1 pseudogene is annotated in these 23,493 nt (G+C 67.9%); it reads left to right on the top strand.

What is annotated here, in order from left to right:
- A pseudogene (locus tag G6N15_RS23750) lies at window positions 1-23,405 on the top strand (non-ribosomal peptide synthase/polyketide synthase); the annotation flags it as partial.
- Between the last annotated feature and the right edge of the window lie 88 nt (window positions 23,406-23,493).

Raw genomic sequence — 23,493 nt, forward strand, 5'->3', positions numbered from 1 at the left:
ATGGAACTTGGTGACAGGGCACTTCCGCCGACGCGCACACCGCCAATAAAGCTTGACGACCGGGCGCTTCCGCTAACACGTGCACAGCTAGACATATGGCTTGCGCAGGAAACGGGTGACACCGGCGCGGAATGGCAGCTCGGCCTGTTCCTGAAAATCGAAGGAACGGTAGATCGTGATGTCCTTGAGTGGGCGATCCGCCGAGCAATACAAGAGGCGGAACCAACTCGGGCCAGCATCTTTGAGATAGACGGCCAGATCTACCAAAAAGTGATGGATTATCCGGACATCGAGCTGCCCTTCTACGACCTGAGCTCCGAGCCTAATCCGGTGGAGCAAGCTCACGAGACCGCATCATCGATCCAACGCACGCCAATGCCCTTCACCGGTCCGCTGTTCAGATTCGCCTTATTCCGAACCGGGACCGATGAATTTTACTTGTTCGCCTGGGGTCATCATATAGTTATTGATGGAACCGGAATTCTGCTCGTCGGCCATCGGATTGCCGCTCTGTACTCGGCGATAGTTTCAGGCACACCCATCCCTCCTGCTTTTTTTGGTTCATTGCAGGACTTGGTCGACCTCGAATCAGAGTACGAAGGCTCCAAAGATTATTCCAAAGACCAGGCTTATTGGGCGGAGAACCTTTTACCGGAAAGCGGACCGAGTTACCGGTTGTCAAAAGCCTCGGGCAGACGTGATCAGAATCAGCTTTCTGCGCCGGTTGAAATAGACCCTCTCATCGTTCGCTACGTTGACGAAGCAGCCGAAGCGTGGAACGTGCCACGATCGTCGGTCATTACCGCCGCATGCGCGCTTCTAGTACGTGGGTGGTGTGCCGAAGGCCCAGAGGTGGTGCTGGATTTCCCGGTCACCAGACGTGTACGTCCAGAGTCGAAGACGCTTCCGGGAATGGTTGCCGGCATCGTACCGCTGGTGTTGAAGGTCTCGCCGGAAACTTCCGTTGCCAATTTTTGCCAGTACGTTGACACACGAATACGGGAAGCACTGGAGCATCAGCGGTTTCCGGTGCAAGCCCTTGAGCGCAAAACTCAGCATCGCGGTCCAGGGCAACTAGCCGATCGGGTGAGTGTTAACTTCCTCCCGTCTACGTCGACTGTTTCGTTCGGTACTGCCGCTGCATCAGCGTCGTACAGCAATCCCGGCATTGTCGGCGGCTTCGGCTTAATCTTCTCCAGCGCCAGTGAGCAGCTCTTCCTTAGCACTGTGGGCGCAGCGCTGCCATTTTCGAACTTCGAAGTCTCCGAGCTAGCGGAGCGGTTAGAGCGGGTGTTGGCGGCCCTGACCACTGACCCGACCCTGCTGCTGTCGTCGGTGGATTTGGTGGATGACGCTGAGCAGGACCACCTGAACGGGTGGGGTAACCGGTCAGTTTTGACCCAGCCGGTCACCGCGGTGACGTCAATTCCGGCGGTGTTCGCTGCCCAGGTGGCTCGCACGCCGGATGTCGTGGCGCTGACGTGTGGTGAGGCTTCGTGGACCTACGGTGAGCTGGATGAGGCGTCGAACCGGTTGGCGCACTTGTTGATTGACCGGGGTGCGGGGCCGGGTGAGTGCGTGGCGCTGCTGTTTTCGCGCTCGGCCGAGGCGATCGTGTCGATCATGGCGGTGTTGAAGACCGGGGCGGCGTATCTGCCGATCGACCCGGCACACCCGGCTGCGCGCATCGAGTTCATGCTCGCCGACGCGGCGCCGATTGCGGTGCTGACCACCGCCGCGCTGGCCGACCGACTTGGGACGCACGACATGGCGGTCATCGATGTCAACGACCCCGCCGTCGACGCCCACCCTAAAACAGCTTTGCCGGCGCCGGCGCCCGACGACATTGCTTACCTGATCTACACCTCCGGCACGACGGGTGTCCCTAAAGGCGTGGCCGTCGCCCACCGCAACGTCACCCAATTGCTGGAGTCAGTGCCTGCCGGCTTGCCAAGTGCCGGTGTGTGGTCGCAGTGGCATTCCCTGGTCTTCGACGTGTCTGTGTGGGAGATCTTCGGTGCGCTCCTGCATGGCGGACGGCTGGTGGTGGTGCCTGACGAGGTCGTCCACTCACCAGAAGACTTGCGCGCCTTGCTGATTCGTGAACATGTCAACGTCGTAAACCAAACCCCGTCGGCGGTGGGTGTGCTCTCCGGGGACGGGTTGGAGTCGACGGCGTTGATGGTGGCCGGTGAGGCCTGCCCGGCTGAGGTGGTGGACCGTTGGGCACCGGGGCGGGTGATGATCAACGCCTACGGCCCCACCGAGGCGACGGTCTATGCCGCGATGAGTGCGCCGTTGACGCCGGGGGGCGGGGCGCCGATCGGTTCGCCGGTGCCCGGGGCGGCGTTGTTTGTGCTCGATGGCTGGCTGCGCCCGGTGCCGGCAGGTGTGGTCGGTGAGTTGTACATAGCCGGCCGCGGTGTGGGCGTTGGGTATTGGCGCCGGGCTCCGTTGACGGCGTCGCGGTTTGTGGCCTGCCCATTCGCCGACGCGGAAGTGCCAGGAACACGCATGTATCGCACCGGGGATTTGGTGCGTTGGCGTGCTGATGGGCAGCTGGATTATTTGGGCCGCGCCGATGAGCAGGTCAAAGTTCGCGGCTATCGCATCGAATTGGGTGAGATCCAGGCCGCGTTGGCCGCGCTGGACGGGGTTCGGCAGGCGGCGGTGATCGCCCGTGAGGACCGCCCCGGCGACAAACGCCTGGTCGGTTATGTGACTGGCAGCGCCGACCCCGCCGCGATCCGGGCCCAGCTGAGCGAGCGGCTGCCGGCTTACATGGTGCCCGCCGCGGTCGTGGTTGTGGATGCGTTGCCGTTGACGGTCAACGGCAAACTCGACAAACGCGCCCTGCCGGCACCGGAATACAGCGACGCCGATCACTACCGCGCCCCGAGTAACCCGGTCGAGGAGTTGCTGGCCGGTATTTTCGCCCAAGTGCTGGGCGTGGAGCGGGTCGGCGTCGATGACTCGTTCTTCGACCTGGGCGGGGATTCGCTGTCGGCGATGCGGCTGGTGGCCGCGATCAACACCGGCTTGGACACCAACCTGGCGGTGCGCACGGTGTTCGAAGCCCCTACGGTGGCCCGGCTGGCGCCCCGCATCGGAGCGGGCGCGGGCCGGCTGGCCCCGTTGACGCCGGTGGAGCGGCCGGCGGTGGTGCCGTTGTCGTTCGCCCAGCAGCGGCTGTGGTTTATCGATCAGTTGCAAGGACCCTCCCCAATCCACACCATGGCGGTGGCGCTGCAGCTGCGCGGGCATCTTGATGCCGACGCGCTGGGGCAGGCGCTGGCCGATGTGGTGGCACGTCATGAAAGCCTGCGCACCCTGTTCGCAGCGGTCGACGGCATACCTCAACAGGTGATCATACCGGCCGAGCAAGCTGAGTTCGGCTGGGATGTGGTTGATGCCAGCGGTTGGTCTTCGGACCGGTTGCAGCAGGGCATCGACACCGCGGTGCGTCACTCGTTCGACCTTGCTGCCGAGATCCCGCTGCGGGCAAGGCTTTTCCGAGTTGGCGATGACGAGCATGTGCTGGTTGCCGCGGTGCACCACATCGCCGCCGATGGCTGGTCGATCACGCCGCTGGTGCGCGACCTGGGCCTGGCGTATGCCAGCAGGTGTGAAGGCGGTGCGCCGCAGTGGGCGCCGCTGCCGGTGCAGTACGCCGATTACACGCTGTGGCAGCGCAGCCAGCTCGGCGATTTCGACGACCCGGATAGTCGCATCAACGCGCAGCTGGCCTACTGGCAGCACACCCTAGCCGGGCTGCCCGAACGGCTGGAGTTGCCGACCGATCGGCCCTATCCCCCGGTTGCCGAGTACCGCGGCGCCCGCGTAGCGCTGGACTGGCCGGCGGAGCTGCAGCAGCAGATCGCCCGGGTGGCTCGTGAGCACAACGCCACCAGCTTCATGGTGCTGCAGGCCGCACTCGCGGTGCTGCTGGTCAAGATCAGCGCAAGCCGCGAGGTGGCGGTCGGCTTCCCGGTCGCCGGGCGCCCCGACCCGGCTCTGGACGAACTGGTGGGTTGTTTCATCAACACTTTGGTGTTGCGGGTCGAGCTGGCCGGCGATCCGAGTGTCGCCGAACTGCTGGGCCAGGTGCGGACACGCGCTGGCCGCCTACGAGCACCAAGATGTGCCCTTCGAAGTGTTGGTCGATCGGCTGCAGCCGACCCGGTCGTTGGCCCATCACCCGCTGGTGCAGGTGATGCTGGCCTGGCAGAACTGGCAGGACAATGCCACCGGCAAGCAGACCTTGGGTGAGGTGCAGGCCAGCGTGCTGCCGGTGGACACCCACACCGCGCGCATGGACCTCTCGTTCTTCCTCGGGGAGCGCTGGGGAGAGCACGGAGAGCCAGCCGGGATTGGCGGGGAGGTGGAGTTTCGCACCGACGTGTTCGACGCCGCCAGCATCGAAATACTGATCCAGCGCTGGCAGCGGGTGGTGGCGGCGATTACCGCCGACCCGGCTCGGCGGTTGTCGTCGGTCGATGTGCTCGAGGTCGTTGAGCACGCCCACCTTGATGAGGTCGGTAACCGGGCCGCGTTGAGCCGGTTGACGACGGCGGCGTCGATTCCGGAGGTGTTTGCCGCGCAGGTGGCACAGGCCCCGGAGGCGGTGGCGTTGAGGTGTGGGCAGCGGTCGTGGACCTACCGTGAGCTGGATGAGGCGTCTTATCGGTTGGCGCACGTGTTGGTTGACCATGGTGCCGGGCCGGGGGCGTATGTAGCACTGCTGTTTTCACGCTCGGCTGAGGCGATCGTGTCGATCCTGGCGGTTTTGAAAACGGGCGCGGCCTACCTGCCGATCGACCCGGCACACCCGGACGCCCGGATCGGGTTCATGCTCACCGACGCCGCCCCGATCGCCGTACTGACCACGGCCGCGCTGGCCGACCGGCTCAGCGGGCACGACCTCGCTGTCATCGATGTCAGCGACCCCCTAGTCGACACCCATCCGGCCACTGCGTTGGCGGCGCCTGCGCCTGAGGACATCGCGTACCTGATCTATACCTCGGGCACCACCGGTGTGCCCAAGGGTGTGGCGATCACTCACCACAACGTCACGCAGCTGCTGGGCTCGCTGGACCGTGGTTTGGCGGGACCGGATCATGTTTGGTCGCAGTGGCATTCGTATAGCTTCGACATTTCGGGGTGGGAGATTTTCGGGGCGCTGCTGCATGGTGGGCGGCTGGTGGTGGTGCCCGACGAAGTGGGCGGTTCGCCGGATGACTTGCACGCCTTGCTGATCGCCGAACAGGTCAGCATTGCGTGTTTGACCCCCTCAGCAGCCGGGATGCTGTCCCCGGAGGGTCTGGAATCGACCACGTTGATGGTGGGTGGTGAGGCCTGCCCGGCGGAGTTGGTGGAGCGCTGGGCGCCGGGGCGGGTGGTGATCAACGAATACGGCCCGACTGAGGCGACGATGTGGGTGACGTTGAGCGCGCCGTTGACCCCGGGTGGTGGGGTGCCGATTGGGTCGCCGGTGCCGGGGGCGGCGTTGTTTGTGCTGGATGGCTGGTTGCGTCCGGTGCCGGTGGGGGTGGTCGGTGAGTTGTACGCCGCCGGTGATGCGGTGGGGGTGGGGTATTGGCGCCGGGGTGCGTTGACGGCGTCGCGGTTTGTGGCCTGCCCGTTCGGCGGGCCCGGTGCGCGGATGTATCGCACCGGGGATTTGGTGCGCTGGCGTGCTGATGGGCAGCTTGATTATTTGGGCCGCGCCGATGAGCAGGTCAAGATCCGCGGGTATCGCATCGAGTTGGGCGAGATCCAGGCCGCCCTGGCCGAGGTGGCGGGGGTGGGTCAGGCGGCGGTGATCGCCCGCGAGGACCGCCCCGGCGACAAACGCCTGGTCGGCTACGTCACCGGGTCCGCCGACCCGGCCGCCATTCGCGCGGCGCTGGCCGAGCGGTTGCCGGGCTATATGGTGCCGGCGGCGGTGGTGGCGCTGGACGCGTTGCCGTTGACGGTCAACGGCAAACTCGACAAACGCGCCCTGCCGGCACCGGAGTACGCCGACGCCGCCGGGTATCGGGCCCCCACTAATGCGGTTGAGGAGTTGCTGGCCGGCATCTACGCCCAAGTGTTGGGTGTGGAGCGGGTCGGCGTCGACGACTCGTTTTTCGATTTGGGTGGCGATTCGCTGTCGGCGATGCGGCTGGTGGCCGCGATCAACACCGGCTTGGCCACCACCGTGGCGGTGCGCACGGTGTTCGAAGCGCCCACGGTGGCCCAGCTGGCCCCGCGCATCGGGGCCGGCGGTGCGGGCCGGCTGGCCCCGTTGACGCCGATGCCGCGCCCGGCGGTGGTGCCGTTGTCGTTCGCCCAGCAGCGGCTGTGGTTCCTGGATCAGTTGCAGGGGCCCTCGCCGGTCTACAACATGGCGGTGGCGCTGCGGCTGCGCGGCCCGCTGGACGCCGAGGCGTTGGGGGCGGCGCTGGCCGATGTGGTGGCCCGCCATGAAAGCCTGCGCACCATCTTCGCCGCGACCGACGGGGTTCCCCAGCAGGTGATTGTGCCCGCTGAGCGGGCCGAGTTCGGCTGGGAGGTGATCGACGCCACCGGCTGGACACAACAGCGGGTGGGTGAGGCGATCGAGGCCGCGGTGCGCCACAGTTTCGATTTGGCCGGACAGATCCCGTTGCGGGCACGGCTGTTGCGGGTCGGTGACGGTGAGCATGTGCTGGTGGCGGTGGTGCATCACATCGCCGCGGACGGCTGGTCGATCACCCCGCTGGTGCGTGATCTGGGCCTGGCCTACACCGCCCGCTGCGACGGACGCCCGCCGGCCTGGGCGCCGCTGCCGGTGCAGTACGCCGATTACACGTTGTGGCAGCGCGTCCAGCTCGGTGAGTTCGACGACCCCGATAGCCGCATCAACGCCCAGCTCGACTATTGGCAGCAGGTGCTGGCCGGGTTGCCCGAGCGCCTGGAGTTGCCCACCGATCGGCCCTATCCGCCGGTGGCCGATCAGCGCGGCGCGCGTATCGCGCTGGAGTGGCCGGCGCAGTTGCAGCAGCAGATCACCCGGGTGGCCCGGCAGCACAACGCCACCAGTTTCATGGTGATCCAGGCCGCCTTGGCGGTGTTGTTGGCCAAGATCAGCGCCGGCCGCGACATCGCGGTCGGGTTCGCGGTGGCCGGGCGCGCTGATCCGGCGCTTGATGAGCTGGTCGGGTTTTTCGTCAACACCTTGGTGCTGCGCGTGCAGCTGGCCGGTGACCCGAGTGTGGCGCAGGTGCTGGCCCAGGTGCGGGCACGCAGTTTGGCGGCCTTCGAGCACCAGGATGTGCCCTTTGAGGTGTTGGTGGAGCGGCTCAACCCGACCCGCAGCCTGACCCATCACCCGCTGGTGCAGGTCATGCTGGCCTGGCAAAACCTCACCGGCCCCGACGAATTGGCGTTGGGTCAGGTGCAGGCCAGCGTGGTGCCGGTGGACACCCGCACCGCCCGCATGGACCTGGCGTTTTCCCTGGCCGAGCGCTGGGACCAGGCCGGGCAGCCGGCCGGCATCGGCGGGCAGGTCGAGTTTCGCACCGACGTGTTCGACCCGGCCAGCATCCACGCGCTCATCGAGCGCTTGCAGCGGGTGCTGGCCGCCATCACCGCCGACCCCACCCAGCCGTTGTCATCGATCGATGTGCTCGACGACACCGAACACACCCGCCTAGCCGGCTGGGGCAACCACACCGCGCTGACCCAGCCCACCACCGCTGCGGCGGCATCGATCCCGGCCGCGTTCGCCGAACAGGTGGCCCACGCCCCGCAGGCGGTGGCGATCAGCTGCGCGGGCCGGACCATCAGCTACCGCGACCTCGATGAGGCCTCCAACCAACTCGCACACCTGCTCATCGCCCGCGGGGTGCGCCGCGGGCAGTGTGTGGCCCTGCTGGTGCCGCGCTCGGCCGAGGCGATCGCGGCGATCCTGGCCGTCTTGAAGACCGGGGCGGCCTACCTGCCCATCGACCCCACCCTGCCCGACGCCCGCATCGGGTTCCTGCTCACCGACGCCGCCCCCAGCGCCGCCATCACCACCCCCCACCTACGCCCCCGCCTCGACGGCCACCAACTAACCGTCATCGACATCACCGACCCCGCCATCACCACCCACCCCACCACCGCACCACCCGGTCCCGCCCCCGACGACATCGCCTACCTGATCTACACCTCCGGCACCACCGGGATCCCCAAAGGCGTGGCCGTCGCCCACCACAACGTCACCCAACTACTCACGGTGTTGGGCGGCTATCTGCCAGTGACTGGCGTGTGGACGCAGTGTCATACCTACGGGTTTGACACCTCGGTGTGGGAGACCTTCGGCCCGCTGCTGCACGGCGGTCGGGTGGTGGTGGTGCCTGATGAGGTGGTGCGCTCCCCCGACGAGCTGCACCAGGTGCTGGTCGACGAGCGGGTCAATGTGTTGACCCAGACCCCCTCTGCCGTGGGGGCGCTCTCGCCAGAGGGTTTGGAGTCCACGGCGCTGGTGGTGGCCGGTGAGGCCTGCCCGGCTGAGGTGGTGGACCGCTGGGCGCTGGGGCGGGTGATGATCAACGCCTACGGCCCCACCGAGACCACGATGGTGGTGCTGCTCAGCGCGCCGTTGACGCCTGGTTCGGGGGCACCGCCGATCGGGGCGCCGGCACCGGGTGCGGCGCTGTCTGTGCTGGATGGCTGGCTGCGCCCCGTCGCCGCCGGGGTGGTGGGCGAGTTGTATGCGGCCGGCGCGGGTGTGGCCTACGGCTATGTGCGCCGGGCCGGGCTGACCGCATCCCGGTTTGTGGCCTGCCCGTTCGGCGGTGACGGGACACGGATGTATCGCACCGGGGATTTGGTGCGCTGGCGCGCCGATGGGCAGTTGGATTATCTGGGCCGTGCCGATGAGCAGGTCAAGATCCGCGGCTACCGGATCGAACTCGGCGAAATCCAGGCCGCCCTCGCCAGTGTGGACGGTGTGGAGCAGGCGGTGGTGATCGCCCGTGAGGACCGCCCCGGCGACAAACGCCTGGTCGGTTATGTGACGGGGTCGGCGGATCCGGCCGCGGTGCGGGCCCGGCTCGGTGAGCGGTTGCCGGGCTACATGGTGCCCGCGGCGATCGTGGCCCTGGATGCGCTGCCGTTGACGGTCAACGGCAAGCTCGACACCCGCGCCCTGCCCGCCCCCGAATACGCCGACACCGCCGGCTACCGGGCCCCCACTAACGCGGTCGAAGAACTGCTGGCCGGCATCTACGCCCAACTCCTCGGCATCGACCGAGTCGGTGTCGACGACTCCTTCTTCGAACTCGGCGGCGACAGCATTTCCGCGATGCGCCTGATCGCCGCCATCAACACCGCCTTGGACACCAACCTGGTGGTGCGTACCGTCTTCGAGGCGCCCACCGTGGCCCAGCTGGCGCCCCGGATCGGGGTCGGGGGTGTTGGGCGGCTTGCGCCGTTACGACCGGTCAAGCGGCCAGCGGTGGTGCCGTTGTCGTTCGCCCAACAGCGACTGTGGTTCCTGGACCAGTTCCAGGGGCCTTCACCGATCTACAACATGGCGGTGGCGCTACACCTGCGCGGCCAACTCGACGCCGGCGCGCTGGGGCAAGCGCTCGCCGATGTGGTGGCACGCCACGAAAGCCTGCGCACGATCTTCCCCGCGGTGGACGGAACACCCCAGCAGGTGATTGTGCCTGCTGAGAACGTTGAGTTCGGCTGGGATGTCGTCGACGCAACGGGTTGGCCGGCGGCACGGTTGCAGGAGGCCATCGGCACCGCGGTGCGTCATAGTTTCGACCTGGCCGGTGAAATTCCGTTGCGGGACAGGCTTTTCCGCATCGGCGATGAGGAGCATGTGCTCGTGGCCGCCGTGCACCACATCGCCGCGGACGGCTGGTCGATCACCCCGCTGGTGCGCGACCTCGGCCGGGCCTACGCCGCCCGCTGCGAAGGACACGCCCCGGAGTGGGCGCCACTGCCGGTGCAGTACGCCGACTACACACTGTGGCAGCGCGAGCAGCTCGGTGACGTCGATGACCCGGATAGCCGCATCGGCGCTCAGCTGGCCTACTGGCAGCAGGCGCTGGGCGGGATGCCCGAACGGCTGGGCCTGCCCACCGATCGGCCCTACCCGCCGGTGGCCGATTACCGCGGCGCCAATGTGGCGCTGGATTGGCCGGCCGAGCTGCAGCAGCAGATCACTCGGTTCGCCCGTGAGCACAACGCCACGAGCTTCATGGTGATGCAGGCCGCGCTGGCGCTGTTGCTTTCCAAGATCAGCGGCAGCAGCGATGTGGCGGTCGGGTTTCCGGTCGCCGGGCGCCGCGACCCGGCGCTGTATGAGCTGGTCGGGTTCTTCGTCAACACTTTGGTGTTGCGGGTCGAGCTGGCCGGTGATCCGACTGTGGCCGAGCTGTTGGGCCAGGTGCGCGGTCGCGCCCTGACCGCCTACGAGCACCAAGATGTGCCGTTTGAGTTGCTGGTGGAGCGGCTCAACCCGACCCGGAGCCTGGCCCATTCGCCGCTCGTTCAGGTGGTGTTGGCCTGGCAGAACTGGGAAAGCGGCGATCCCAGCACCGGGTTGGGGTTGGGTGATGTGGAGGCCAGCCTGTTGCCGGTGGACACCCGCAGCGCCCGCATGGATCTGACGTTCTTCCTCGGGGAGCGCTGGGGTGAGAACGGGGAGCCAGCCGGGATTTCCGGGGTGGTGGAGTACCGCACCGACGTCTTCGACGCGGCCAGCATCGGCGCCTTGATCGAACGCTTCAAGCGGGTGGTCGCCGCCATTACCGCCGACTCCAATCAACGCTTGTCGTCGATCGATCTCCTCGACGCGGCCGAGCATGCCCATCTCGATGCGGTCGGTAACCGGGCGGCATTAAGCCGGCCGGTCACCACACAGGCGTCGATTCCTATGTTGTTCGCCGCCCAAGTCGCACGCGCGCCGGATGCGGTGGCGCTGACATGTGGTCAGCGTTCGTGGACCTACCGTGAGCTGGACGAGGCGTCGAACCGGTTGGCGCACTTGTTGGTTGACCGGGGTGCGGGCCCGGGTGAGTGCGTGGCGCTGCTGTTTTCGCGCTCGGCCGAGGCGATCGTGTCGATCCTGGCGGTGTTGAAGGCCGGGGCGGCGTATCTGCCGATCGACCCGGCACACCCGGCGGCGCGCATCGAGTTCATGCTCGCCGACGCCGCGCCGATTGTGGTGCTGACCACCGCCGCACTGGCCGACCGCCTCGACGGCCATGAGCTACTCGTCATCGACGCCGACGACCCCGGTGTGAACAGCCAGTCCGCCACCGCGTTGCCTAACCCCGCGCCTGGGGACGTTGCCTACCTGATCTACACCTCCGGCACCACCGGTGTCCCCAAAGGGGTGGCGATTACCCACCACAACGTCGTTCAACTGCTGGGCTCGATGGATCGCGGTTTAGCAGGTCCGGGGCAGGTGTGGTCGCAGTGCCACACCTACAGCTTCGACATTTCGGGATGGGAGATCTTCGGGGCGCTGCTGCATGGTGGGCGGCTGGTTGTGGTGCCCGAAGAGGTCACCGCGTCACCGGATGACTTGCACGCATTGCTGATTCGTGAACATGTCAGCGTCTTGAACCAAACCCCGTCGGCGGTGGGGATGCTGTGCCCGGATGGGTTGGAGTCAACGGCGTTGGTGGTGGGCGGTGAGGCCTGCCCGGCGGAGGTGGTGGACCGTTGGGCGCCGGGGCGGGTGATGATCAACGCCTACGGCCCCACCGAGGCCACGATGTGGGTGACGTTGAGCGACCCCCTCACACCGGGGTCGGGGGTGCCGATCGGTTCGCCGGTGCCCGGGGCGGCGTTGTTTGTGCTCGATGGCTGGTTGCGTCCGGTACCCGTGGGTGTGGTCGGTGAGTTGTACGCCGCCGGCGATGCAGTAGGCGTGGGCTATTGGCGCCGGGCTCCGTTGACCGCGGCACGGTTTGTGGCCTGCCCATTCGCCGACGCGGAAGTGCCAGGAACACGCATGTATCGCACCGGGGATTTGGTGCGCTGGCGCGCTGATGGACAGCTGGACTATCTGGGCCGCGCCGATGAGCAGGTCAAAGTTCGCGGCTATCGCATCGAATTGGGTGAGATTCAAGCCGCGTTGGCCGCGCTGGATGGAGTTCGGCAGGCGGCGGTGATCGCCCGTGAGGACCGCCCCGGCGACAAACGCCTGGTCGGTTATGTCACCGGATCCGCCGATCCGACAACTATCCGCGAAACACTGGCGCAGCGGTTACCGGCTTACATGGTGCCCGCCGCGGTCGTGGTTGTGGATGCGTTGCCGTTGACGGTCAACGGCAAACTCGACAAACGCGCCCTGCCGGCACCGGAATACAGCGACGCCGATCACTACCGCGCCCCGAGTAACCCGGTCGAGGAGTTGCTGGCCGGTATTTTCGCCCAAGTGCTGGGCGTGGAGCGGGTCGGCGTCGATGACTCGTTCTTCGACCTGGGTGGCGATTCGCTGTCGGCGATGCGGCTGGTGGCCGCGATCAACACCGGCTTGGACACCAACCTGGCGGTGCGCACGGTGTTCGAAGCCCCCACGGTGGCCCGGCTGGCGCCCCGCATCGGAGCGGGCGCGGGCCGGCTGGCCCCGTTGACCCCGGTGGAGCGGCCGGCGGTGGTGCCGTTGTCGTTCGCCCAGCAGCGGCTGTGGTTCCTGGACCAGTTCCAGGGGCCCTCCCCGATCTACAACATCGCCGTCGCGTTGCGGCTGCGCGGGCGCCTTGACGCCGCCGCGCTGGGGCAGGCGCTGGCCGATGTGGTGGCACGTCATGAAAGCCTGCGCACCCTGTTCGCAGCGGTCGACGGCATACCTCAACAGGTGATCATACCGGCCGAGCAAGCCGAGTTCGGCTGGGATGTGGTTGATGCCACCGGCTGGTCTTCGGACCGGTTGCAGCAGGGCATCGACACCGCGGTGCGTCACTCGTTCGACCTTGCTGCCGAGATCCCGCTGCGGGCAAGGCTTTTCCGAGTTGGCGATGACGAGCATGTGCTGGTTGCCGCGGTGCACCACATCGCCGCCGATGGCTGGTCGATCACGCCGCTGGTGCGCGACCTGGGCCTGGCGTATGCCAGCAGGTGTGAAGGCGGTGCGCCGCAGTGGGCGCCGCTGCCGGTGCAGTACGCCGATTACACGCTGTGGCAGCGCAGCCAGCTCGGCGATTTCGACGACCCGGATAGTCGCATCAACGCGCAGCTGGCCTACTGGCAGCACACCCTAGCCGGGCTGCCCGAACGGCTGGAGTTGCCGACCGATCGGCCCTATCCCCCGGTTGCCGAGTACCGCGGCGCCCGCGTAGCGCTGGACTGGCCGGCGGAGCTGCAGCAGCAGATCGCCCGGGTGGCTCGTGAGCACAACGCCACCAGCTTCATGGTGCTGCAGGCCGCACTCGCGGTGCTGCTGGTCAAGATCAGCGCAAGCCGCGAGGTGGCGGTCGGCTTCCCGGTCGCCGGGCGCCCCGACCCGGCTCTGGACGAACTGGTGGGTTGTTTCATCAACACTTTGGTGTTGCGGGTCGAGCTGGCCGGCGATCCGAGTGTCGCCGAACTGCTGGGCCAGGTGCGGACACGCGCGCTGGCCGCCTACGAGCACCAAGATGTGCCCTTCGAAGTGTTGGTCGATCGGCTGCAGCCGACCCGGTCGTTGGCCCATCACCCGCTGGTGCAGGTGATGCTGGCCTGGCAGAACTGGCAGGACAATGCCACCGGCAAGCAGACCTTGGGTGAGGTGCAGGCCAGCGTGCTGCCGGTGGACACCCACACCGCGCGCATGGACCTCTCGTTCTTCCTCGGGGAGCGCTGGGGAGAGCACGGAGAGCCAGCCGGGATTGGCGGGGAGGTGGAGTTTCGCACCGACGTGTTCGACGCCGCCAGCATCGAAATACTGATCCAGCGCTGGCAGCGGGTGGTGGCGGCGATTACCGCCGACCCGGCTCGGCGGTTGTCGTCGGTCGATGTGCTCGAGGTCGTTGAGCACGCCCACCTTGATGAGGTCGGTAACCGGGCCGCGTTGAGCCGGTTGACGACGGCGGCGTCGATTCCGGAGGTGTTTGCCGCGCAGGTGGCACAGGCCCCGGAGGCGGTGGCGTTGAGGTGTGGGCAGCGGTCGTGGACCTACCGTGAGCTGGATGAGGCGTCTTATCGGTTGGCGCACGTGTTGGTTGACCATGGTGCCGGGCCGGGGGCGTATGTAGCACTGCTGTTTTCACGCTCGGCTGAGGCGATCGTGTCGATCCTGGCGGTTTTGAAAACGGGCGCGGCCTACCTGCCGATCGACCCGGCACACCCGGACGCCCGGATCGGGTTCATGCTCACCGACGCCGCCCCGATCGCCGTACTGACCACGGCCGCGCTGGCCGACCGGCTCAGCGGGCACGACCTCGCTGTCATCGATGTCAGCGACCCCCTAGTCGACACCCATCCGGCCACTGCGTTGGCGGCGCCTGCGCCTGAGGACATCGCGTACCTGATCTATACCTCGGGCACCACCGGTGTGCCCAAGGGTGTGGCGATCACTCACCACAACGTCACGCAACTCATCGACTCACTGGACGCGCCGCTACCGGCGGATCAGGTTTGGTCGCAGTGGCATTCGTATAGCTTCGACATTTCGGGGTGGGAGATTTTCGGGGCGCTGCTGCATGGTGGGCGGCTGGTGGTGGTGCCCGACGAAGTGGGCGGTTCGCCGGATGACTTGCACGCCTTGCTGATCGCCGAACAGGTCAATGTCTTAAACCAAACCCCCTCGGCGGCGGGAATGCTTTCGCCCGACGGTTTGGAATCAGTGGCGTTGATGGTGGGTGGTGAGGCCTGCCCGGCGGAGTTGGTGGAGCGCTGGGCGCCGGGGCGGGTGGTGATCAACGCCTATGGCCCGACTGAGGCGACGATGTGGGTGACGTTGAGCGCGCCGTTGACCCCGGGTGGTGGGGTGCCGATTGGGTCGCCGGTGCCGGGGGCGGCGTTGTTTGTGCTGGATGGCTGGTTGCGTCCGGTGCCGGTGGGGGTGGTCGGTGAGTTGTACGCCGCCGGTGATGCGGTGGGGGTGGGGTATTGGCGCCGGGGTGCGTTGACGGCGTCGCGGTTTGTGGCCTGCCCGTTCGGCGGGCCCGGTGCGCGGATGTATCGCACCGGGGATTTGGTGCGCTGGCGTGCTGATGGGCAGCTTGATTATTTGGGCCGCGCCGATGAGCAGGTCAAGATCCGCGGGTATCGCATCGAGTTGGGGGAGATCCAGGCCGCCCTGGCCGAGGTGGCGGGGGTGGGTCAGGCGGCGGTGATCGCCCGCGAGGACCGCCCCGGCGACAAACGCCTGGTCGGCTACGTCACCGGGTCCGCCGACCCGGCCGCGATCCGGGCTCAGCTGGCCGAGCGGTTGCCGGGCTATATGGTGCCGGCGGCGGTGGTGGCGCTGGACGCGTTGCCGTTGACGGTCAACGGCAAACTCGACAAACGCGCCCTGCCGGCACCGGAGTACGCCGACGCCGCCGGGTATCGGGCCCCCACTAATGCGGTTGAGGAGTTGCTGGCCGGCATCTACGCCCAAGTGTTGGGTGTGGAGCGGGTGGGGGTCGAGGACTCGTTTTTCGATTTGGGTGGCGATTCGCTGTCGGCGATGCGGCTGGTGGCCGCGATCAACACCGGCTTGGCCACCACCGTGGCGGTGCGCACGGTGTTCGAAGCGCCCACGGTGGCCCAGCTGGCCCCGCGCATCGGGGCCGGCGGTGCGGGCCGGCTGGCCCCGTTGACGCCGATGCTGCGCCCGGCGGTGGTGCCGTTGTCGTTCGCCCAGCAGCGGCTGTGGTTCCTGGATCAGTTGCAGGGGCCCTCGCCGGTCTACAACATGGCGGTGGCGCTGCGGCTGCGCGGCCCGCTGGACGCCGAGGCGTTGGGGGCGGCGCTGGCCGATGTGGTGGCCCGCCATGAAAGCCTGCGCACCATCTTCGCCGCGACCGACGGGGTTCCCCAGCAGGTGATCGTGGCCCCCGAGCGGGCCGAGTTCGGCTGGGAGGTGATCGACGCCACCGGCTGGACACAACAGCGGGTGGGTGAGGCGATCGAGGCCGCGGTGCGGCACAGTTTCGATTTGGCCGGACAGATCCCGTTGCGGGCACGGCTGTTGCGGGTCGGTGACGGTGAGCATGTGCTGGTGGCGGTGGTGCACCACATCGCCGCGGACGGCTGGTCGATCACCCCGCTGGTGCGTGATCTGGGCCTGGCCTACACCGCCCGCTGCGACGGACGCCCGCCGGCCTGGGCGCCGCTGCCGGTGCAGTACGCCGATTACACGTTGTGGCAGCGCGTCCAGCTCGGTGAGTTCGACGACCCCGATAGCCGCATCAACGCCCAGCTGGGCTATTGGCAGCACACCCTGGCCGGGTTGCCGGAGCGGGTGGAGTTGCCCACCGATCGGCCCTACCCGCCGGTGGCCGATCAGCGCGGCGCGCGTATCGCGCTGGAGTGGCCGGCGCAGTTGCAGCAGCAGATCACCCGGGTGGCCCGGCAGCACAACGCCACCAGTTTCATGGTGATCCAGGCAGCCTTGGCGGTGTTGTTGGCCAAGATCAGCGCCAGCCGCGACATCGCGGTCGGCTTCCCGGTGGCCGGGCGCGCTGATCCGGCGCTCGATGAGCTGGTCGGGTTTTTCGTCAACACCTTGGTGCTGCGCGTGCAGTTGGCCGGTGACCCGAGTGTGGCGCAGGTGCTGGCCCAGGTGCGGGCACGCAGTTTGGCGGCCTTCGAGCACCAGGATGTGCCCTTTGAGGTGTTGGTGGAGCGGCTCAACCCGACCCGCAGCCTGACCCATCACCCGCTGGTGCAGGTCATGCTGGCCTGGCAAAACCTCACCGGCCCCGATGAGTTGGCGTTGGGTGAGGTGCAGGCCAGCGTGGTGCCGGTGGACACCCGCACCGCCCGCATGGATGTGGCGTTTTCCCTGGCCGAGCGCTGGGACCAGGCCGGGCAGCCGGCCGGCATCGGCGGGCAGGTCGAGTTTCGCACCGACGTGTTCGACCCGGCCAGCATCCACGCGCTCATCGAGCGCTTGCAGCGGGTGCTGGCCGCCATCACCGCCGACCCCACCCAGCCGTTGTCGTCGATCGATGTGCTCGACGACACCGAACACACCCGCCTAGCCGGCTGGGGCAACCACACCGCGCTGACCCGGCCCGCCACCGCGGCGGTATCGATCCCGGCCGCGTTCGCCGAACAGGTGGCCCACGCCCCGCAGGCGGTGGCGATCAGCTGCGCGGGCCGGGCCATCAGCTACCGCGACCTCGATGAGGCCTCCAACCAGCTCGCACACCTGCTCATCGCCCGCGGGGTGGGCCGCGGGCAGTGTGTGGCCCTGCTCCTACCGCGCTCGGCCGAGGCCATCGCGGCGATCCTGGCCGTCTTGAAGACCGGGGCGGCCTACCTGCCCATCGACCCCACCCTGCCCGACGCCCGCATCGGGTTCCTGCTCACCGACGCCGCCCCCAGCGCCGCCATCACCACCCCCCACCTACGCCCCCGCCTCGACGGCCACCAACTAACCGTCATCGACATCACCGACCCCGCCATCACCACCCACCCCACCACCGCCCTCCCCGGTCCCGCCCCCGACGACATCGCCTACCTGATCTACACCTCCGGCACCACCGGGGTCCCCAAAGGCGTGGCCGTCGCCCACCACAACGTCACCCAACTACTCACGGCTCGGGATACGCCTCTTCCGGCGGGACCGGCACGGGTCTGGGCGCAATGTCATTCCTTTGTCTTCGACGCCTCGGTCGAAGAAATCTTCGGCGCCTTGCTCCAGGGCGGTCGGGTGGTGGTGGTGCCTGATGAGGTGGTGCGCTCCCCCGACGAGCTGCACCAGGTGCTGGTCGACGAGCGGGTCAGTGTATTGACCCAGACCCCCTCGGCCGTGGGGATGCTCTCGCCACAAGGGTTGGAGTCCGTGGCATTGCTGGTGGCCGGTGAGGCCTGCCCGGCTGAGGTGGTGGACCGCTGGGCGCCGGGGCGCGTCATGCTCAACGCCTACGGGCCGACCGAGGCCACAATATGTACTTCCAGAAGTGCACCGTTGACGCCCGGTTCGGGGATGCCGCCAATCGGCTTGCCAGTCGCGGGGGCGGCGCTGTCTGTGCTGGATGGCTGGCTGCGCCCGGTGCCCGCGGGGGTGGTGGGCGAGTTGTATGTGGCCGGCGCCGGGGTGGCGTATGGGTATGTGGGCCGGGCGGGGCTGACCGCGGCGCGGTTTGTGGCGTGCCCGTTCGGCGGGGCCGGGGCGCCCGGGATGCGGATGTATCGCACCGGGGATTTGGTGCGCTGGCGCGCCGATGGGCAGCTGGATTATCTGGGCCGTGCCGATGAGCAGGTCAAGATCCGCGGGTATCGCATCGAACTCGGCGAAATCCAGGCCGCCCTCGCGAGTTTGGACGGTGTGGAGCAGGCGGTGGTGAGCGCCCGTGAGGACCGCCCCGGCGACAAACGCCTGGTCGGCTACATCACCGGTACCGCCGACCCCACCCACGCGCGCGCCCAGCTGGCCGAGCGGTTGCCGGGCTATATGGTGCCCGCGGCGATCGTGGCCCTGGAGGCGTTGCCGTTGACGGTCAACGGCAAGCTGGACACCCGGGCGTTGCCGGCCCCCGAGTACGCCGACGCGGCGGGGTATCGCGCCCCCGGTGATGCGGTGGAGCAGATTTTGGCCGACATTTTCGCCGAGGTGCTGGGCTTGGAGCGGGTGGGGGTGGACGACTCGTTCTTCGAGTTGGGTGGGGACAGCATTTTGTCGATGCAGGTGGTGGCCCGGGCCCGGGCCGCCGGAGTGTTGTGTCGGCCCCGCGATGTGTTCGTCGAGCAGACGGTGGCCCGGCTGGCCCGGGTGGCCGCGGTGGCCGACGCCGCCTCGGATGGCCCGGTCGATGAGGGTGTGGGCCGGGTGCCGGCGACCCCGATCATGCGCTGGCTGGCCGGTTTTGACGGCGCCATCGAGCAGTTCAACCAGACCATGGTGGTGCAGGCCCCGCCCGGGGTGACCCAAACCGATGTGGTGGTGCTGGTGCAGGCGTTGCTGGATCGCCACGCGATGCTGCGCGCGCGCCTCGAACACCACGACACGGCAGGCGGGTGGGTGCTGGTGGTGCCCGAGCCCGGATCGGTCGACGCCGCCGAGCGGGTGCACACCGTGGAAGCGCTGTCGGATGAGGCGTTGGTGGCGGCCCGCTCGGGGTTGGATCCGGCGGCCGGGGTGATGCTGCGCGCGCTGTGGGTGGCTGACACCGGGCGGCTGGTGGTGCTGATTCACCATTTGGCCGTGGATGGGGTGTCGTGGCGGATCCTGCTCGAGGACCTCAACGTGGCCTGGGCCCAGCACCGGGCCGGCCAGCCGATCGCGTTGGCGGCGCCGGGGACCTCGTTTGCCCGCTGGGCCGCCCTGCTGCACGAGCACGCCCAGCGCCCCGAGGTCACCGCCACCGCCCAGACGTGGCGGCAGGTGGCCGGCGCCCCGGCCGTGCTGCCCGCGCCCGACCCGGGGATCGACACCTACGCGACGGCCGGGCATTCCTCGGCGCAACTGGATGTGGAGAGCACCCGGATGCTGCTCGGTGAGGTGCCCGCGGCGTTTCACACCGGCATTGGCGACATCCTGGTGATCGCCTTCGGCATCGCGATCACCGAGTTTGTGGGGGACCCCACCGGCCCGGTGGGTGTTGATGTGGAGGGTCATGGCCGCCACGAGGAGCAGTTGGGTGCGGAGCTGGATCTGTCCCGCACGGTGGGCTGGTTCACCGCCAAATACCCGGTGGCGTTGCGGGTCGCTGGCCTGGACTGGGCGCAGGTGGTCGCCGGTGGGCCCGGGTTGGGGGCGCTGATCAAAGACGCCAAAGAACAACTGCGCGCCCTGCCCGAGCCGCTGAGCTACGGGCTGCTGCGCTACCTCAACCCCGACATCGACCTCGACGACCCAGATCCGCCGATCGGGTTCAACTACCTGGGCCGCCTCGGCGGCTCAAGCTCACCCGAGCAGGCCTCCGAGCAGCTGTGGCGCATCAGCGCCCAGGGCATGTCAAAAATCGGCGCGGCCGCGGCCATCCCGATGGCGTTGGCGCACACCGTCGAACTCAACGCCGCCACCGTCGACACCGAGTCCGGCCCGGCCCTGCAGGCCGGCTGGAGCTGGGCGCCCTCGGTGCTCGACGACACCCAGATCGCCCGGCTCAGCGAGTTGTGGTTTGAGGCGTTGCGCGGCATCTGCGCGCACGTGCGCGCCGGCGGCGGCGGGCTGACCCCGTCTGACATCGCCCCCGCCCACCTGAGCCAGCAGCAACTCGACCAGCTCTGCCAGCACCAACCCGTCGCTGATGTGTTGCCGCTGACCCCGCTGCAGCAGGGCCTGCTGTTTCACACCAGCACCACCCCCGCCAGCGGCGACGACATCTACGCCGTGCAACTGGCCATCACCATCACCGGCCCACTGGACCCGCACCGGCTGCGCGACGCGCTGCACACCGTCATCACCCGCCACCCCAACCTGGTGGCCCGCTTCAGCGACCAGTTCGACGAGCCGGTGCAAATCATCCCCGCCCAACCCCAAACACCCTGGCAATACCTCCAACTCGACGGCGTCGACATCGACGAACAGATAAACCAACTCTGTGCCGCCGAACGCGCCGAGGTCTACCACCTCAGCGACCAGCCGGCATTCCGGGCCGCGCTCATCCGCACCGCACCCGATGAACACCGGCTGATACTGACCAACCATCACATCGTGCTCGACGGCTGGTCCATGCCCATCCTGCTGCGCGAACTGTTCACCGCCTACTACGGCCAGCACCTACCCGCCCCCCCCCTACCGCCGATTCATCACCTGGCTGACCCAACGCGACCACAACGCCGCCCGCCAAGCCTGGCAACACGCCCTCCACAACTTCGACACCCCCACCCTCGTCGGACCCGCGGATCGCCTAGAGCTCGGGCGGCGAAGCATGGAATCGTTCCGGCTGCCCGAGGCCGCCACTAACGCCGTCAACGAACTCGCACACTCGCAGCACGTTACGGTCAACACCGTCCTTCAGGCGGCGTGGGCGCAACTGCTGATGTGGCTGACCGGTCAGCACGATGTCGCCTTCGGAGCCGTGATCTCGGGTCGGCCCGCCGACCTGGTGGGTGCCGACTCAATCATGGGGCTGTTAATCAACACGGTGCCCGTGCGGACCCGCATCACCCCCACCACCACGCCCGCCGACCTACTCGACCAGCTGCAAGGCACCCACAACCACACACTCGAGCACCAGCACCTGGCCCTACCCGAAATCCACCGCCTCACCGGCCATGACCGGCTCTTCGACACGCTGTTCGTGTACCAGAACTACCCGGTCGATGCCGCAGCAATATCGAGCATCGACACGTTGGGTATCGCCGACTTCAGCATCCGCGAACACAACCACTACCCGCTTTCGCTGGTGGCCCAACCCGGCCGGGAACTAGGCGTTCGCATCGAGTACGACACCGAGGTTTTCGACGCCGCCAGCATCGAACAGCTGATGGAGCGCTTCAAACGGGTGCTGGCGGCCATCACCGCCGACCCAACCCGACCGCTGTCCTCGATTGATCTGCTCGACGAAGCCGAACGCGCCCGCCTCGATCGCTGGGGAAACCGGCCGGTGTTGACCCGGACCGCGGCCACCGCCGTATCGATTCCGGAAGTGTTCGCCGACAAGGTGGCCCATGCTTCGGAGACGGTCGCGCTGACGTGCGGGCAGCATTCGTGGACCTATCGCGAGCTTGACGAGGCCTCCAACCGGTTGGCGCATCTGCTGGTGGACCACGGCGTGGGTGCGGGGCAGCGGGTGGCGGTGTTGGTGCCGCGTTCGGGCGAGGCGGTTGTGGCGATTTTGGGGGTGCTCAAGGCGGGGGCGGCGTATGTGCCGTTGGATCCGGCGCACCCGGCGGCGCGGATCGAGTTTCTGCTTGATGATGCCGCCCCGATCGCGGCGATCACGACGGCGGACCTGCGTTCGCGCCTGGACGGCCACAACTTGCTGGTGATCGACATTGATGATCCGGCGATCGGCGCGCAGCCCGCCACCGGGCTGGCGGCGCCGGCCCCCGACGACATCGCCTACCTGATCTACACCTCGGGCACCACCGGTGTGCCCAAAGGCGTTGCGGTGCCGCATGGCAACGTGACGCGGTTGTTGGAGACGTTGGCCGCCGATATCGAGCCCGCCGGGGTGTGGTCGCAGTGTCATTCGTTGGCGTTCGATTTTTCGGTGTGGGAGATCTTTGGTGCGCTGCTGGGTGGGGGGCGGCTGGTGGTGGTGCCCGACGCGGTGGTGCGCGCCCCGGAGGAGTTGCACGCGCTGCTGGTGGCCGAGCGGGTCAGTGTGTTGAGCCAGACCCCGTCGGCGTTTTATGCGCTGCAGTCCGCCGACGCGCTGGCCCCCGAGCTCGGCCAACGGCTGGCGCTTGAGGCGGTGGTGTTTGGTGGGGAGGCGTTGGAGCCGCAGCGGCTGCGCCCGTGGCTGGGCAACCACCCGGATGCGCCGCGGTTGATCAACATGTATGGCATCACCGAGACCACGGTGCACGCCTCCTACCGGCCGATTACCGCCGGCGATGTGGAGGCGATGGCCAGCCCGATCGGGGTGCCGTTGGCGCATCTGGGGTTTTTCGTGCTGGATGGCTGGTTGCGTCCGGTGCCCTCGGGGGTGGTGGGCGAGTTGTATGTGGCCGGCGCCGGGGTGGCGTATGGGTATGTGGGCCGGGCGGGGTTGACCGCGGCGCGGTTTGTGGCGTGTCCGTTCGCCGACACTGGGGTGCGGATGTATCGGACCGGGGATTTGGTGCGCTGGCGCGCCGATGGGCAGTTGGATTATCTGGGCCGTGCCGATGAGCAGGTCAAGATCCGCGGCTACCGGATCGAACTCGGCGAGATCCAGGCCGCCCTCGCGAGTGTGGACGGTGTGGAGCAGGCGGTGGTGATCGCCCGTGAGGACCGCCCCGGCGACAAACGCCTGGTCGGCTACATCACCGGTACCGCCGACCCGGCCCAAGCGCGCGCCCAGCTGGCCGAGCGGTTGCCGGGCTATATGGTGCCCGCGGCGATCGTGGCCCTGGAGGCGTTGCCGTTGACGGTCAACGGCAAGCTGGACACCCGCGCCCTGCCGGCCCCCGAGTACGCCGACGCGGCGGGGTATCGCGCCCCCGGTGATGCGGTGGAGCAGATTTTGGCCGACATTTTCGCCGAGGTGCTGGGCTTGGAGCGGGTGGGGGTGGACGACTCGTTCTTCGAGTTGGGTGGGGACAGCATTTTGTCGATGCAGGTGGTGGCCCGGGCCCGGGCGGCGGGGGTGGTGTGTCGGCCCCGTGATGTGTTCGTCGAGCAGACGGTGGCCCGGCTGGCCCGGGTGGCCGCGGTGGCCGACGCCGAAACCGGCGTGGTCGATGAGGGCCTGGGCCGGGTGCCGGCGACCCCGATCATGCGCTGGCTGG

The organism is Mycobacterium noviomagense (assembly GCF_010731635.1).
Classification (GTDB): Bacteria; Actinomycetota; Actinomycetes; order Mycobacteriales; family Mycobacteriaceae; genus Mycobacterium; species Mycobacterium noviomagense.